14 protein-coding genes are annotated in these 16,323 nt (G+C 39.8%); 6 read left to right on the plus strand and 8 right to left on the minus strand.

The window, feature by feature from the left end; all coding sequences use genetic code 11:
• The first annotated feature begins 912 nt into the window (after window positions 1-912).
• The gene (locus V7K50_RS04675; RefSeq protein WP_334957731.1) at window positions 913-2,259 is read left to right on the plus strand and encodes a GTP-binding protein; all 1,347 of its coding nucleotides are present in this window, start codon (window positions 913-915) and stop codon (window positions 2,257-2,259) included.
• Between the two features lie 198 nt (window positions 2,260-2,457).
• Entirely contained in the window at window positions 2,458-2,715 is a 258-nt protein-coding gene (locus tag V7K50_RS04680; RefSeq protein WP_334957733.1) for a Calvin cycle protein CP12, read from the plus strand.
• Here V7K50_RS04680 and V7K50_RS04685 read toward each other — a convergent pair.
• Window positions 2,712-3,530: a TlyA family RNA methyltransferase gene (locus tag V7K50_RS04685; RefSeq protein ID WP_334957734.1), complete on the minus strand. Its 819-nt coding sequence runs from the start codon at window positions 3,528-3,530 to the stop codon at window positions 2,712-2,714. The genes V7K50_RS04680 and V7K50_RS04685 overlap by 4 nt on opposite strands.
• The gene (locus V7K50_RS04690) at window positions 3,531-3,965 is read right to left on the minus strand and encodes a DUF29 family protein (protein WP_334957735.1); all 435 of its coding nucleotides are present in this window, start codon (window positions 3,963-3,965) and stop codon (window positions 3,531-3,533) included.
• Between the two features lie 545 nt (window positions 3,966-4,510).
• Between V7K50_RS04690 and V7K50_RS04695 the strand changes: the two genes are divergently transcribed.
• The gene (locus V7K50_RS04695) at window positions 4,511-4,933 is read left to right on the plus strand and encodes a hypothetical protein (RefSeq protein WP_334957737.1); all 423 of its coding nucleotides are present in this window, start codon (window positions 4,511-4,513) and stop codon (window positions 4,931-4,933) included.
• 128 nt (window positions 4,934-5,061) lie between these two features.
• Here the strand turns inward: V7K50_RS04695 and apcB are convergent, their stop codons facing one another.
• Complete coding sequence (gene apcB, locus V7K50_RS04700) at window positions 5,062-5,571, minus strand: allophycocyanin subunit beta (RefSeq protein ID WP_334803930.1); 510 nt, start codon at window positions 5,569-5,571, stop codon at window positions 5,062-5,064.
• 359 nt (window positions 5,572-5,930) lie between these two features.
• Between apcB and glnA the strand changes: the two genes are divergently transcribed.
• On the plus strand, window positions 5,931-7,352 hold the full coding sequence (glnA, locus tag V7K50_RS04705; protein ID WP_334803931.1) for a type I glutamate--ammonia ligase: 1,422 nt from the start codon (window positions 5,931-5,933) through the stop codon (window positions 7,350-7,352).
• A gap of 115 nt (window positions 7,353-7,467) precedes the next feature.
• Here the strand turns inward: glnA and V7K50_RS04710 are convergent, their stop codons facing one another.
• The gene (locus V7K50_RS04710) at window positions 7,468-7,668 is read right to left on the minus strand and encodes a hypothetical protein (protein WP_334957739.1); all 201 of its coding nucleotides are present in this window, start codon (window positions 7,666-7,668) and stop codon (window positions 7,468-7,470) included.
• A 252-nt stretch (window positions 7,669-7,920) separates the two neighbouring features.
• Between V7K50_RS04710 and V7K50_RS04715 the strand changes: the two genes are divergently transcribed.
• A complete protein-coding gene (locus tag V7K50_RS04715) occupies window positions 7,921-8,820 on the plus strand; it encodes a ferritin-like domain-containing protein (protein ID WP_334957741.1) in 900 nt (299 codons plus the stop codon).
• Between the two features lie 640 nt (window positions 8,821-9,460).
• On the opposite strand, the gene V7K50_RS04720 is transcribed toward V7K50_RS04715, so the two are convergent.
• The 4 genes from V7K50_RS04720 to V7K50_RS04735 all read right to left on the minus strand — a co-directional run bounded on the left by V7K50_RS04720 (window position 9,461) and on the right by V7K50_RS04735 (window position 12,495).
• A complete protein-coding gene (locus V7K50_RS04720) occupies window positions 9,461-9,736 on the minus strand; it encodes a hypothetical protein (protein WP_334957743.1) in 276 nt (91 codons plus the stop codon).
• A gap of 59 nt (window positions 9,737-9,795) precedes the next feature.
• Window positions 9,796-10,020 carry a heterocyst-inhibiting protein PatX gene (gene patX / locus V7K50_RS04725; RefSeq protein WP_334803935.1) on the minus strand — a complete coding sequence of 75 codons (225 nt, stop codon included), beginning with the start codon at window positions 10,018-10,020 and terminating at the stop codon, window positions 9,796-9,798.
• 107 nt (window positions 10,021-10,127) lie between these two features.
• Complete coding sequence (locus V7K50_RS04730) at window positions 10,128-11,945, minus strand: FAD-dependent oxidoreductase (RefSeq protein ID WP_334957745.1); 1,818 nt, start codon at window positions 11,943-11,945, stop codon at window positions 10,128-10,130.
• Between the two features lie 214 nt (window positions 11,946-12,159).
• Window positions 12,160-12,495, minus strand: a complete 336-nt coding sequence (locus V7K50_RS04735; RefSeq protein ID WP_334957747.1) for a hypothetical protein — start codon at window positions 12,493-12,495, stop codon at window positions 12,160-12,162.
• 328 nt (window positions 12,496-12,823) lie between these two features.
• Between V7K50_RS04735 and V7K50_RS04740 the strand changes: the two genes are divergently transcribed.
• Window positions 12,824-16,306: an RNA-directed DNA polymerase gene (locus tag V7K50_RS04740; RefSeq protein ID WP_334957749.1), complete on the plus strand. Its 3,483-nt coding sequence runs from the start codon at window positions 12,824-12,826 to the stop codon at window positions 16,304-16,306.
• Window positions 16,307-16,323: the final 17 nt, after the last annotated feature.

Consider the following 16,323-nt stretch of genomic DNA (forward strand, 5'->3'; position numbering starts at 1 on the left):
GAGATTTCATTTCCTCAAAGCTTTATGTAGTTTGAGTCTTGGTGTATTTCACCCTGATTCAGGCTCTCAATATTTAGATGCGTTTGCCCTGGGTGCGCGATAGCGCAGGTGGGGTATTAAGTTGAAATATCCTGCATCAGTATTTTTGCTGTATCAATGGCGAAAAGCTGTAAGTTTAATTTGCGAGGATTTACGCAATAACGATCGCCACAACTTCAACATATTTTCATTAAAAATATTTTTTAGCGCCCAAAGATTAAAACTTATAAGAAGTAGCCACTTCCACATTTGACATCAGAGTATATCGCTTCAATAATGTTCTTATGTAAAAATTCGTACTCATATAGGACGCCTATTTGATTATTGCTAAATATACTGAGAGGCAAAACCTGATCCGGCTAGCTCTCAGTCAGCTTGGCTTTGACAAATCAAATGGGATTGCTATATTAACTGACATTAATAAGGTTGCATTATGCTTTTCTCGAATTCAAAAACCAGTTTAAAAACTCGCCAAAAAAATAAAATAGGTACAGTTTTTTGGACTCATAGTAACATTGTGCTCCTTGTTGGATATTTAACAATTTTACCGATTTGTACACTGATAACTTTTTCCTCATTATTGCCCTTATTCACTGCTAGCTTATCCGCTTCCATTGGAAACTCGTACCACTCTACATCGATTCCTTGGATAAATGATGCATCTGAATGTGAACATACTGGCAGAAATTGGAGCGATCGCAAGTGTTGGGATGATAAACACAGTCCTCTGTTCTGAATGGAGATTGCACTCAGAGGGTATACAAACAATTAGAACAATTGCCTAGGAAAGACAAAACAGGTTAACAGTCCGGGAATTAGATCAAAATGGATATGTAGCCTGTTTTTTGTCCAACCTTAAATCAACCTAACTTTGTGCGAAATTTGCAAGAAACTCATTTAAATCGTGCCCGCGCCAGTCTCAGACAAGCGCTGTCTTGGTATGGATATCTCCGCAAATCAGGACAGCTTTCATCTAACCCAGAATTGCTAGGTTTGATGAAACCAGAATTGGAAGCAATGAATGCCACACTCAACAAGCTGGATTCTAACGTCATTAGAATTGCTGCCTTTGGTTTGGTGAGTCGGGGAAAGTCAGCAGTTTTAAATGCCTTGCTGGGAGAGAAGATTCTGCAAACTGGACCACTAAACGGTGTCACCCAATGGCCTCGTTCTATCCGGTGGCAGCCCGGTGGTAAGGTACTAGTAGAGTTAATTGATACTCCCGGATTAGACGAAATTGAGGGTGAGTCACGGGCAGATATGGCGCGAGAAGTGGTACATCAGGCTGATTTAATTTTGTTTGTCGTGTCTGGTGATATCACGCGCACTGAATATCAAGCACTGCTGGAATTAAGGCGATCGCAAAAACCCCTGATTTTAGTGTTTAACAAAATAGATTTATACCCAGATACAGACAAGTCCGCGATTTACCAAAATTTGCAACAACTTGGTGCTGGTAATCCCCAAGCAAAACCTCTACTACCTGATGAAATTGTCATGGTGGCGGCGGAACCAGCAGCAATGGAAGTTCGGGTTGAGTGGCCTGATGGGCGTGTCAGTTATGAATGGGAAACACCACCACCGCAAGTAGACGAACTCAAAGAGACTATTCTGAATATTCTGAATCGGGAAGGGCGATCGCTTTTAGCTTTAAATGCACTCATCCAAGCCCGGGATGCAGAAGCCGCCATCGCTCAAAAAACTATCGACTTACGCGAAAAAGAAGCCGAAGAGATCATTTGGCAGTTTACCAAATACAAAGCTTTGGCAGTCATGCTCAATCCCATCGCCTTTTTAGATATCCTTGGCGGAACTGTTGCCGATTTAGCTTTAATTCGCGCCCTCGCTAGATTGTATGGTTTGCCGATGACTAGCTATGAAGCCGGGAAAATTTTAAAAACGATTTTATTTAGTTCTGGTGGCTTGCTACTGGGAGAATTAGGTAGTAGTTTCCTTCTCGGTTTAGGTAAAAGTACTGCCGCACTAACCAGTGGTGACAATCCCAGTAATATTACTGCCTTTGCTGGCAGTGCGATCGCTCAAGCTGGTATCGCTGGTTATGGCGCATATTCCGTTGGCAAAGCCGCTCAACTTTATCTCGAAAAAGGCTGCACCTGGGGACAGTTGGGCGCTAGCAGCGTCATTCAAGAAATTCTCTCTCAAGTTGACCAAAATACAATTCTGTATCGGTTACGACAAGAGTTAGGGATAAAATATTGAGAATCAATAAGATTTGTTTCCCCATTGTTACCGTTTATAAGTGTTTATCAACTTCTATCAAGCTCTTCTGACAATTGACTGACATTCCCAATTTGGGATGCAAGATTGAGGGTACAGGTTACAGGGAAGAGGTAATAGGAAATAAAACTATCCTCCATCCCCTAATATCTCTCTGTGTAAATTAAAGGTGACAATATCATGACAACTACCCTAAACTCATTTGAAACTGCTGGGGCGACAAATCTTGAAGAAGCCATTATTGAAGCCATTACTGAAGCCCGCACAACTTGTGAGCTAGATGGCAATTCTGCTGATTGTGCCGTAGCTTGGGACATTGTGGAAGAATTACAAGCTGAAAAATCCGATCAACAGCAAGCAAAATTAAAGAAAACTTCTTTGGAAAATTACTGCGATCGCCATCCAGCTTCCGTAGAATGTCTAATCTACGACGTTTAACTCTTCCGTAAATCAGTTGTTGCTGATTGCGCGATTTGCTTAATTGCCTCTAAATCAGTTGGTGGTGTTTCACTTTCCATTGCCAACCACAAAAGATATTCAATATTCCCAGCCGGACCAGTGATCGGCGACCAAGTTAAACCTTTGTATTTCCATCCTAATTCGTGGGCTACTTGCAACACCTGGAAAATGGCATCAGCTTGGTCGTTTGGATCGCGCACAACACCTTTTTTACCCACACGGGATCTGCCAACTTCAAACTGTGGCTTGACTAACAACACAGCTTCTCGGTTAGCTTGAGTTAGTTGCCACAAAGCAGGGAGAATTTTCGTTAAAGAAATAAACGATACATCCACCACCGCCAAATCAGGAATCTGGTCATTTTCGCCATACAACTCATCTGGTCGAAGTTGGCGTAAATTGGTGCGTTCCCGCAAAATCACCCGCGAATCATTTCGCAACCGCCAGTCAACTTGTCCGTAACCAACATCAATACCGTAAACTTTTGTTGCTCCAGCTTGTAAAAGACAATCAGTAAAACCACCAGTAGAAATCCCACCATCTAAACAAATGCGATCTACTACAGGAATGGCAAATACTGACAAAGCTTTGGAGAGTTTTTCACCGCCTCTAGAAACAAAAGGCGATCGCACCTTAATATTTATTTGAGCCGTAATATCAACCTCTGTCCCAGCTTTATCAACTAACTGCTGATTAACAGTAACTTCGCCCGCCTGAATTAACCTCTGTGCTAAGGCGCGAGAAGTACATAAATTTAACTCTACTAATAGTGTGTCGAGTCGCTGTTTAGCCAATTAATTAGACTCTCCTGGTAAGATTAAAGCCAAAGCACGATTGATAATTTCTTCGCGGTTAACAACTTTTTCTAACTCTTCTGGTTCATAACGACCTTCTTCTACTTCTAAGGAAGCCTCATCAATGGCATTTAAATAGGCTTCTGCTAAGATTTCTAACAATTCTTCTGGCGTGAGATAATAACCTCCATCTTTGTGTAACTTATTTTCTCGTTGAATTTCCCGAACCGAATTCCGAATAGAGACTTCCCAAGAGCGAGTCGTGTGATTTTCAGCTTGTTGTTTAATGAGATGCAACAGCAAAATCACTGCATAGTTACGAATCGTCTTAATTATGTCATTTCGGCTCATTTCCTCTAATTCTTCCACTATAAGCAATGCTCCTTGAACATCGCCCTTAACAAGCAAGTCTTTCAGAGTTAATAATTCTTCCATAATCAACCCATCAAACATCCGCAACTTCTATTGTGGCTTATGGCGGTTGTAGTTTACTCTAGTAATTCCTAGCGGTAATTCATTAATTACCGCTACTGACAAAGTATTTTGCCTAGCCAAAGAAGATAAGAGACTGCCGCAACCTCAAAATGCCCTCAACAAGAACTACCTTCTCTTAATAAGCCGATACTAGGACTTACGCACTGTACAAATGCATCGTGATGTGAATTACCTAAAATAGGTTGTTTCAGGCTTTTGTTAATTATCCTGTTATCGTAAATAGACCATGCTGTAGGGCACAGCATTGCTGTGCCCCTACGAAAGATATGGTTTTTAACCTTTACACATATTTAGTATTTCTTGTCAATGCGTAAGTCCGAGATTTTCATTTTGGACATTTAAGCATAATTACAGTTGAATAGCTTGAAGTTTCAATCTACAAAATTGTATAGACACTCACGAGTCGGGGAAAATCACTCAACTTTTCCGTAAACAAACCTGTGGGACGAGTAGTTATTACAGATACTAAAAACTTCAACTTTATTATGAAACATCTCTTAATCGCTAGTTTATCAACCCTACTTTTTACCGCCGGAGCTTATGTTTTACCAGCTCCCTCAATGGCACAGTTTGCAAATGTCAAACAGCATTTGAATTCTCTGACTACAAGCCGTGTAGCTTTTGCTAGAGGAAAAAGTAGTACCACAATTGAAAATGCCGAAAATAACATCTATATATTAAGAGCTAAAGCTGGACAAACATTGACTTTAAAAGTTAATAGTTTAGGCGCTCGTGCCAGTGTTACTCTCTATGGTGTTAATGGTAAACCTTTGAGTCCAGTTTTCGCTGGTGCTGACGGTGAAGGTAAAAGTTTTCGCCTGCGTCTTCCTAACACAGGTGATTACTATATTGTAGGCGGCTCTGGTTCGAGTAATCATTTATACAATTTCACAGTTTCCATTAAATAACAGATCAAACTTGAATAAAGCCCTTCTCAACGCCTGGTAGATTTGAGAAAAAAGCGATCGCTCTATAAAACCAAAGTGCGATCGCTATTTATAATTATTGTGGGGCAGACACCTTGCCCACCTAAAATCTAAATATCCTGTTCGCTCAACTCGCGTGTGATGTGATCAAACGGTTCATCCACAAAAGCAGTATTAACAACACCTGCGGCTGCCACTTGTTCCTTAATCAGATCCTTAAGAATCTGGATACCGCGAACCGTAGGCCCAATAGGCACTCCTAGAGAATTGTAAGTTTCCCGCAGCCCTTGTAGCACACGCTCGTCCAATACATTTGTGTTTCCAGCAACTAGTGCATAGGTGGCGTAGCGCAGGTAGTAATCCATATCCCGCAGACAAGCTGCATAACGACGAGTCGTATAGGAATTTCCACCAGGACGAATCAATTCTGGCAGTTCTTCATATAACTTCAAAGCAGCCTGCTTGACAAGTGCAGCCGCATTAGAATTTATCGCCGCCGCCGCTTGGACTCTTGCTGTACCACTGTCAAAGTAAGACTTCAGACTATCGATCGCATTCCGGTCAAAATACCGACCAGCTAAGTCATAATTCTTAATTAAACTTGTTACCGCATCGCGCATTCCTTTTTCTCCTAATCCTTGCTATTTATGGTTTGATATTTATTTGGCTGCACTTATGCACCAGTAAACTTTTGTGCTATTTAAAATAGATTTGGCACAAAAACAATTTATCCGCTATTTAAGGATTTTATGCCAAAGTTGACCCCTGATGTGATGAACTTTCCAGTTTTGTACAGATGATCGCTGAAAGGTTAATATAACCTGATAATCCAGATATCTGTAACACAGACTACAAAATCCCCTAATGTCTAGTATTTAAGATATTTCTGGTGTGTCACGGCTTGATTGAGATCAGCAGGGTTAGGATGCTTTGGAAGATTCTGGTATTACTTTAGGAAATTGGTAGAGAAGGAGTAACAATGACAACACCGCAAGAAGTCTTGAAGAGAATTCAAGATGAGAAAATTCAGCTGATTGATCTCAAATTCATTGATACAGTAGGGACTTGGCAGCACCTCACACTGTTCCAAGACCAAATCGATGAGACTGCATTCACTGATGGCGTACCTTTTGACGGTTCCAGCATCCGGGGTTGGAAAGCGATCAACGAATCGGACATGACGATGGTACTCGACCCCAACACTGCTTGGATCGACCCATTCATGGAAGTCCCAACGCTAAGTATAATTTGTAGCATCAAAGAACCCCGCACAGGCGAATGGTACAACCGTTGCCCACGCGTTATTGCTCAAAAAGCAGTAGATTACCTGGTTTCCACTGGTCTTGGTGATACAGTTTTCTTTGGCCCGGAAGCTGAGTTCTTCATCTTTGACAGTGCTAGGTTTGCCCAAACTGCTAACGAAGGCTACTACTTCTTAGACTCTGAAGAAGGTGCTTGGAATTCCGGTAAATTTGAAAAAGGAAAACCCAACTTAGGTTACAAACCACGCTTCAAAGAAGGTTACTTCCCGGTCGCACCAACGGATTCTTTCCAAGATATCCGTACAGAGATGCTGTTGACGATGGCAAAACTAGGTGTACCCATTGAAAAACATCACCACGAAGTTGCTACTGGTGGTCAGTGCGAACTAGGTTTCAAGTTTGGCAAGTTGATCGAAGCGGCTGACTGGTTGATGATTTACAAATATGTCATCAAGAACGTTGCCAAAAAACACGGCAAAACCGTCACCTTCATGCCAAAACCAATTTTTGGCGATAACGGTTCGGGAATGCACTGTCACCAGTCCATTTGGAAAGGTGGACAACCTCTGTTCGCAGGTGATAAGTATGCTGGTTTGAGTGAAATGGCGTTGTACTACATTGGTGGTCTTCTCAAACACGCACCAGCGCTATTGGCAATTACCAATCCCAGTACCAACTCATACAAGCGACTAGTGCCTGGTTATGAAGCACCTGTTAACTTGGCTTACTCCCAAGGGAACCGTTCTGCTTCTATCCGTATTCCTCTATCTGGCACTAACCCCAAAGCCAAGCGTTTAGAATTCCGTTGTCCAGATGCCACTTCTAACCCCTACTTGGCATTTGCTGCAATGCTTTGTGCTGGTATCGATGGCATCAAGAACAAAATCCATCCTGGTGAACCCTTAGATAAGAATATCTATGAACTCTCCCCAGAAGAACTGGCTAAGGTTCCTTCAACTCCAGGTTCTTTAGAATTGGCGTTGCAAGCATTGGAAAAAGATCACGCCTTCTTGACAGAATCAGGCGTTTTCACCGAAGACTTTATCGGAAATTGGATTGATTACAAGCTAGGTAACGAAGTCAAGCAGTTGCAGCTACGTCCTCATCCCTACGAGTTTTACCTCTACTACGATGCTTAATTAAGTACCGTATCTAACTAAGTTGATCAGTTTGGCCACCCTAGAGTAGAGGGTGGCTTTTTTTTCCAGAGTTGGTAGTTGAGACATTCACTCAGAAAATTAAAATTATTAAAACTTAGCTCATAGAAGCATGACTTGGCCCATAAATCATCCGAGCGCTAGCATCTACTTTCCCTTGAATCGGATTCCAGTTGTGGGATGCTTCTTCAGGAAGACCAAGTTCTTGTGCAGCCCTCATCAATATTGATTGTTGGCGATTCTTGACCTGCTGATGTTCACGCACCATTAATGCACGAGATTTATCTGCGATAGACATAACTATAGCCCTCTCTATTTGGTGAATATATAATTTTGGATTTCTTACATAACTAATATAACAAAAAATCTGTAACATAAGCTACTTTTTACAAAACTTAATGTTTGGTTTTGCTGACAATATGTTCAACTCAAGTGATTAATTTTTGTAACTTTTACTCTTTTTTCGGTGAAACGGTACAAAGACAGCAGTTGCAAAAACTAAGTTACGATCAAATAAAGATTTACAAAGATTTACAAACTTAGATAAGTTATGACAGTTGCTTACCCACGTAAATTTCAGAATGTTTTAAGTGCCAGAGATGTATTGAAACAGGTGGTATGCGATCGCGAAATCCATCTAATTACCCTCAACCGCTACCGTTATAGTGAACAACACAGTTGCAAAGACCTGACTGAGTTAATTGAACAACTGAATGGACAGCCACGGGAATTAGTGCGGGATTTGTCTCATCACATCTCAGATGAAGCTCGTCATGCCATGTGGCTAACTGACTTATTGGCAGAACTGGGAGCAGATATTGGTAAGCCGCCTGGTTCCTCCTACATCAATGAATTTGAACGCCTACTCGACCGCGAGCAACAAGATCCAGTCCAGTACCTTGATGATTTCGTGATTTCTTCCCTTGCTGCAATTAACGTCACCGAAAAACGGGGCTGTGAGTATTTCTCTGCTCACATTTATGCACTCAAGCAAGGAGCGCAAACCGCAGAAAACATCAAAATCCGGGAAACCATTGAAAAAATTCTCCCAGAGGAAGTGGGACACGTCCGGTGGGGTAATCGTTGGCTAGGAGAACTCGCGCGTAAGAGTCCAGAACATCAGCAAAAAGTAGAGCAAGCCAAGCGAAAATATACCGCAATTGAACAAGCGGCATTTGAATCAGGAATGGATATCACCTTGGGTGCAGAACTACGGCGAGTTGCCAACCTAGTGGAAGTGGCAAATACCATGCCGCTTTTGCAACGTCCTCAATACCTGATGGAACGCTTACCCCAGACTTTGCTAGCGCCTGAGTTGCAATTTACGAGGATTCGGGCTGCACAAAAAGCTTGGCAGCGCGATCCACAGACATTTATTGAGAAGTTTGTGCCAATGTTCCTCAACGGCATCCAGGGAAGAGAAAATAACCGTAAGAAAACAACGGTGTAAAAGGTATTGGGTATTGGGCATTGGGCACAAAAGGTAGAGGTGTCCAGGGGGAGAGAGGAAAAACTGACTGCAACTTCTCCCCTACTCCCTACTCCCTTTATTTAAGTAAAATCTATCTAAAAAGACCAAACGCAAAATCTTGCATCTGGCCTTAGGTGTAGAATGATTAAAATGACTAAGATGATCTGGCGGATACTTCTTAATATTTATTTCGTCAGGTGCCATCTGCAAGAAGAACGAAGCAGGGGGCAAGAGTAGGTCAAGAATAGTAAGATTTGTTGCTAAGTGCAATAAACTTATATTACTTGTGCGAATCCATGCGCTAGATAAGCAAGAGATGAAACGAAAGAGATTTTATGCTTCGGCATTTATTACTCTCGTCAGATTAAGTTTTAAACCCTATTTTGACGTTAGTCTGCCTGCGCGGACTTTGCTTGTGTAGCCGCGATTTCTAATCGCCTGAATTATTCTCTCTCCAGGGTCATAGAAGAGCGCTAAACTGGTGTCGGAGCAAAGAGCAATTAATTGCTGAGGTAGATCGTCAGCTACTCAATGTATGAGAAAAAATCTATTGGGGAATAAAGTGAAGTTGCCTTAAGACTGTTTCCTCAACAAGCAAAATGTCTGAATTAGATGTGCTTTAGGTTAACTGATAGCCTAAGTAACATCTATTTCTAGAGCGGTTGAGGATTGAGACGCAAAGCTTCCCAGAAATATGAGCAACAGTTGTATAGCTTTTGAGGAGTTGGTAATACTGTTGATCAAGACACTTAATTTGATTTGCGTTTTGATCGGTAGGATTGACACCAACTATATATACAAAGCTTGCAGTTGAAATACTAAGCGATCGCTGAAGATTTTCGTGTGTCAACTGTATATATTTCTGCCAGAAAAGCTGTGTCAAGGATGTTAGCATAACATCCCGTTTTCTGGTAATTCTGTTCTTTTAGGAAAAGAGGTATTACCCTACGATAGTTAAACCACAGCATAGATATTTCGGAGTTTTTGTGTCACTTCTCTGCGCCCACTACCGCGATGACGTGGCGCATCATCTGGACTTTGTTCAGATGCCGCCAGCCACTGTTCTGAAGCAGGCGTGGAAGACAGTCCTGCTGATAATTGATTGACCATTGGTTGGCAGTTAGAAGCTAAGGGGCCGAACACCAGACTCGATATTAAAAGTGAAATGGCAGCACGCATAGCAAATGTCTATTTTGGAACTCTCCACTTCACTGATACTTAACTTTTTGATGAATATCCGGACAATTAATCAAAAAGTATTCTGCTTTACTGAAAATAAACTCCTTTTATCCTCCGTTTAAATGTTCGACTAATAACCAATTACCAGAGTGATTCTGACGACCCCACAATGTAACTAATTGTTCGTGGGGATAAAGGCGTAATTGCTCGTCAACATGCGATCGCAAAGTCACAAGCTGCCAATTTTGCCCTTGATATGCGGTTGGCGCTGTGACAGTGAATCTGTATTCTTGCTGTGACAAGCGATGAAAAATGCCTTTGAAACAGTTACTTTCCCCAATTAATGCCTTGTCAAAAGCAGAGTTAGGGTAATCATTCCCGGATGGGCAAGGGTAATCGCCACTAACTGCATAGGCTTGTGGGTTATCTAAGTAATACAGTTGCCAGTGCCGCCAATCCGAATGATTGGGTGGAAGATTAAATAAAGGAATAATTAGGGCTTTTGAGCGATTATCTGCCAATAAAGCCGTTTGCAGATCCCTCACAGGTAAATCTCTCGGCTGGCAGTTTAACTCAACACACATCGCTGCTGCCATCCCTGCTGCTTGCCCAATGCCCATAACCACAGGTTGTAATCTGGTTGCGCCATTGGCAATATGAGAGACGGAAATATTCTTTTCACAGACCAAGAAACCATCTGTTGTGGCTGGAATGAGACAACTGTAGGGAATTGTAAAGGGAGTCCCCGTCCAACGTCCTCCCCAACGGATAGATTTAGGTTGCAGTGGGAATTGCACACCAGGATAATGATGATCGTTGGCGTAGTTACCAACTGCGATCGCTCCGCAAACGCCTGCCGTAGGATGCCCGAAGGGCTGTAGGGCGAACGCATCATTAAATATAGATGCAACTCTACCTGTTGCGATCGGCAAAATATCCTGTTCTCGGACAGTAGTTAGCCCCACTAAGCGGCGGCTTTCCCGATAATAAGGATGCAGTGCAAAAGCTGTAGGGGCGTGAGGAAATACTTTTTCTGCTAAACCATAGCGACGACCAAGCTGTTTTTGGATAAAATGAGCAAAATTTTGGCTGTGCCAGCGAGATTCTTGGATAAATTCACCTCTGGATACATCTGACTCTATCAACCGCCCTACTCCTTCGCCGTAGTCATTGCCACCGATTGGCCAATTCATCATAAACAGGCCACCAGGCAAACGTCCATAATTCAAAAATGTCTCTGCTCCATACCCATCCCAAGCACCTGTAAACTGGGATGGATTATAGTTAGGTGCAGCCGGAATTTCTGGGGCAACGGCTTCACCAAAGTCCTGCATAATTACTACATAAGTGGGCGCTTGCACAGGATATCTCTGGGTTAAAGAGTTAAAACTCACTGGGGCGCTGGGTTCTCCCCACTCCGATTGCAATTCCCAACCCCAACGGTAAGGTATTTCAGCTAACGCCAATAAATCTCCCAATTCTGTGCCATCGAGAATAATTTGGGCTGTGACAGCAAAATCAGCAAAGCGCACACCAGTAATCAAATCACCTTGACGGAACACTTCTATTGGCACTTGTCCAGAAATCCAGTGCAGATTGGGCAATTCCTGCACCCAATCGGCAAAAATCTCTGCTCCAATTCTGGGATCATAACTAAAAAAGCTTACCCAGCTATTATCTAATCCACCAGGTTGTCGTTGTCGCAATTCCTGCAAAAACGCGCCCCATAACCCCGTTTGAAAGGCTTCTAATTCGTTGCCATCGGGTGCAGATACTCCAGCCGAAGTAAGCATTCCTCCTAACCAAGGAAATTCACTCACCAAAATGGTTTTAGCTCCCCGTCGCGCCGCTTGGATAGCAGCTGCGGTGCCTCCGGTTCCACCGCCAACAACTAAGACATCTGCTGTGTATGTCTGATTAAGCATTGCTTCACCTATCTGGAATTTACCCAGTTAGGTTACATCACACAAGGTAGTTTTAATATCCGTTGCCAAAGAAAGGTATAAATAACTTCCTTTTTTGGGCATCTCAACGTATAAAATAATATATATTTAAATTGCATAGGTAAGGCGGGCAAGATGCCCACCCCACAAGAGTTTGCACAATTCAGAATGTGCAAGTTAAATGTCCGAAAGCTTGTTATGCTACTGACAGATGTTTGAACGGACGATCTCGATCTCTTAATTGTTGATCTAACTCCTCTTTGTAAGCCTCAAGTTGCAAAGTTGTCATTGCTTTGAGAACGCGCTGATTACCAGAGGGAATTCCAAGCTGTGCAAGCAATCGCATAATCTCTTGCATTAAATAGCCACGTCTCTCATCATCTCGTAGTTCCTGAATTTGTTGGTTTTCTGCTTTTTGGATAAGAAACCCAGTTTCCAAAAATTTAGTTCCTTCAGTCAGAGAATCAGCACGGGAGGCAACTGTCTTCAGTAACTCAACTACCGATGAGCTATTATTAGATATGGTTCTCATTTTTAGTGACTCCTAAATTATTTAGGTGAATTTGAGGGCTTAATTTTTACGAACGATTTAATTCAAACAAGTTAATAAGCCTGTCCCAAAAGGAACTGGGAAAGGTTAAGCAAATCAAAAGACATTTCAGCAGCCACTGAAGTGTCTTCTTTTTTACCTACCAGCAATTGTTACACGCTAATCTAAATATGTCAAGCCTATTTCTTCTCTGACTTTATCAGCGATTATGTCACTGAGTAAAATCCTAGCTAACTATATTATTGACGTAATACAAAAATAGGGGTAAGCTGAGTTTATCGTCAGCTAATACATAGGAAAGCAGACAAAAATGATACAAAAAGAAGATTTCGATCAACGTCTAAAGGAGTTGGACTGGACGCTTTACAGACTAGCCAAAGAATTTGCAGAATATCGAGCCGTAGGAGGAGATATTTCCCCGGCTTCGCGTTATCACAGTTCTATTAGTAAAGCAATAGAAAGTCCTGGTAAATCTAGACTAGAAACTATTGAAGATATAGTTCAGGTTCTCAACGGAGAGCTAACTATTTTATGGGAAGCGGAAAAAGTAGTTACTATTCGACTAGAAGATGAAACCTTAGAAGCTTTAAAACAGAGAGCCGAAAATGATGGAAAGACTATTAATGAGATAGCCAAACAACTCCTATTACAAGCACTGTCAGGATTTATTGCACAGAAGTCAAAACAACTCAATTTAGTGATGGCTGAAGAAGCCAAAATTTATCGCTCTTTTCATCCTGTGATTGCATCTGCTTATTCTGCTGTACATCAATGGTTGTCAGAAATTCCAGACGCAAAGGGATATAAGGAACTTGACTATTCAAAGGATATTTCAAATTCTTTAGATAAAGCAGATTTAAAAAGTGCAGCATTTCAGTTTTATGCCCTATTTGCTCGGAACTACTTTGAAGTAGCGCATATTTTAGATAATGTTATTAATTCAACTAGGCTAGTCCATAGCATTAAATATAAACCGCGCATTTACTTACTAGATGTTGGTTGTGCAATGGGTGCTGCTACGGCTACTTTTATTGAAAAATTTTTAACCTTGCAAAAAGATGGAATTAAATCAAAAAAAATAGAAATTATTTGTGTAGGTATAGAACCCAATATTTATAGGTATGCTATTTATACAAAGTTGATGCAGGAACTCCAAGACAAGATTAAACCATTTAATATTTTTTTAGATTTCAAGGCAATCAATGAACCTCTTTCACAAGCAATTTTGACTACAATTACTCACCTAAAAAACAAACTAAATGATAAAGATTCTCCCGTGAAAGCTTTGTCTAATCTTTTTGTAATGCAGCTTGATATTGCTTCAGCTATTGGTAAAGATGACGTTATCAAACGAGAAAGAGATAAAAAACTCAAAGCATTAGGATTAGAACCAGAAAGTGATACAGAAATAGAAAAAGAGTTTTGGCAAGATGAAGCACTTTCCTTAAAACGATTATTAGAGGAAGTACCTATTGAAAAGTTGCATTTGATGACAATAGGAACAAAAAACTTAGAAAAATCTCTTCAAGAGATAATTCAAGTTAGTGATATTAATGAAGGAATCAACGCTATACACAAAGCTATTGAAAACCTTATTGGTAAAGTTCATAAAATTTCTGATGTTATTGAAGGTCAACAAGCAGTTTATTTTGAAAATCCCGTTAGTAGTTATTGGCAAGATAAAAACATTTTAAATCATACTGCTCAATTTAATGCTGTTTGTCAAACAATTAAAAACATCGAGCTTGAAGAGGACAATGAATGGAATAAATTGATAAGTTTGGAAAATATAGAAAAAGCTTGGGTTAAAGCTAGAAGTAATTTATTTAATGAATCTTTTTATGACGAAATAGAAATCCGGTTATTTGAAAATAATCTTGATGAAAATTTGCAGATGCTTGTTGATAACTTAGTTGACAGGTTATATTCAGATAATTTTCTGCCGTCGAATCAAGATATTGACTATAAATTTGTCAAGGGGAGAGCAAAAGGTCGTCCAAAGCAGCTAACTCGTTTAGAAGAAGAAATATTAGCTATTGCTATTCTGCAAACTATTGGAAAAAAAAATAAATCTGATGGACAAAAAAATAAATCTGAATTTTTTTCCTATCAACTAAATTTAGAACCAACAGAAGATTTATATGAAAATTACTTTCCTAACTATAAAAAGTTTTTAAAAGTATCAGAAAACAGTGCTAGAAGTTATCAAAATGGTGCTGTTTTAAGAACTGACATAGAATCATATTATGTCAAAGTTAGACAAGAACAGTTAATTGATATTACTGAAAGAGAATTACAAATTAGCAGTATACGGATTAAGTGGTTACTGAGTCAAATTCTCCAAAAAAAGTTGGATGGACATCAAGATGATATAGGACTTAAACAAGGAACTTTGACATCAGGCTTTTATGCTAATTTGTATCTGAAAGCTGTTGATGATTATTTCGCTAATGAACCAAAGTGGAAACATAAAATAAATTTTCACCGTTATGTTGATGATATTATTGCAGTTGTTCCACACGCTAATGATCTTGAAACACTTGAAATAGAATTGAAAGATAAACTCAGCAAACGAGGACTGAATCTTAATAAAAATAAAACAGAATATTATGATAATATATTAGAATTTTTGCCAAGTACAGAACTAGATAATGATTTAGATAAATTAAATGAGGAATTTAATCCAATACTTTATCGTTTATGGATAATGAATTATGATTACCGCACTGAATTTGAGTTAGCTAATAGTAGTCATGATGAAAAATCATGGTGGAAGCTTATCAAAATATATCAACATTGTTTGTATTCTCTAGGAATTTATGTTCCAGAAACGCGGTTGAGTCGGAAAATATATCAAAACTTAAATTCAGAAAACTTAAACATCAAAAAGAAATTAGACTTTCCATCTTTCCCTACAGATGATAACTTTATCATCATTTCTAAATGGGGTAGTCAATTCCAAGAATTGAATCATACTTGGATTTATCGCAAAAATCAAATTAAATCTAAAGTTGTTAATCTTTTTAAAAATAGCTTAAAAGAACTACAAGAAGTTATCAATAAAAAAGATGATTTTATTAGTAAGCAAGAAAAGCGGAAATTAAATATAAAACAAAGACAATTAGAAACTCGCATTAGAGCATCGGTCAAAAAGTTACGAATTCTAGGGTTTGATGAAGTATGGCAAGAAATCGTTTTCATAATGTGCGACTTATTTATAATCCGTGATTTACTGGATGTTGTCATTGGTTTAGCTTCTCAAGGACATACAGATGCTATCAAGCATCTATGGAAACACTATCAAAGTGGCAAAATAGCAGATGAAGAAGCAAGTGAATATGTCCGTGCTATTTTACTTGAAGCATTTCGCTTTCTCCCAATACTTGAGTTAGAGAATTGGCAATTAATATTTCAATCTGCAACAGCAGCTAAATCTGATATCGAAAAGCTGAAATCTACAGAAACTTGGCTATATTTAGGACATCTGGCAAAGCCTTATGTGCAACCTCAGCATCTTCAAAATGTTGTCAAGGCTTTAAATAGTGTTCCTTCTCCATTTACTCGACTCAAGAAAAACTACATCTTGATTTTGGGGATGTACAATTACAACTTGCCAGATAATATTCCATTTTCAGATGAAGAAAAAAATGATTATTTAATCAAAGATGTTTTGAAACTTGCAGAATCAGGAAAAGTTTCAGAAATATTCAGAGAAATTGAACCAGCAAGAGTTAGACAATATTACAACCTGAAACAAGCAGCCGTTACTAAAGATGAACAATATTCTCAGTAAAAATTATCATACTTTCT

The organism is Nostoc sp. (genome assembly GCF_036917135.1).
In the GTDB taxonomy this organism is placed as follows: domain Bacteria; phylum Cyanobacteriota; class Cyanobacteriia; order Cyanobacteriales; family Nostocaceae; genus Nostoc.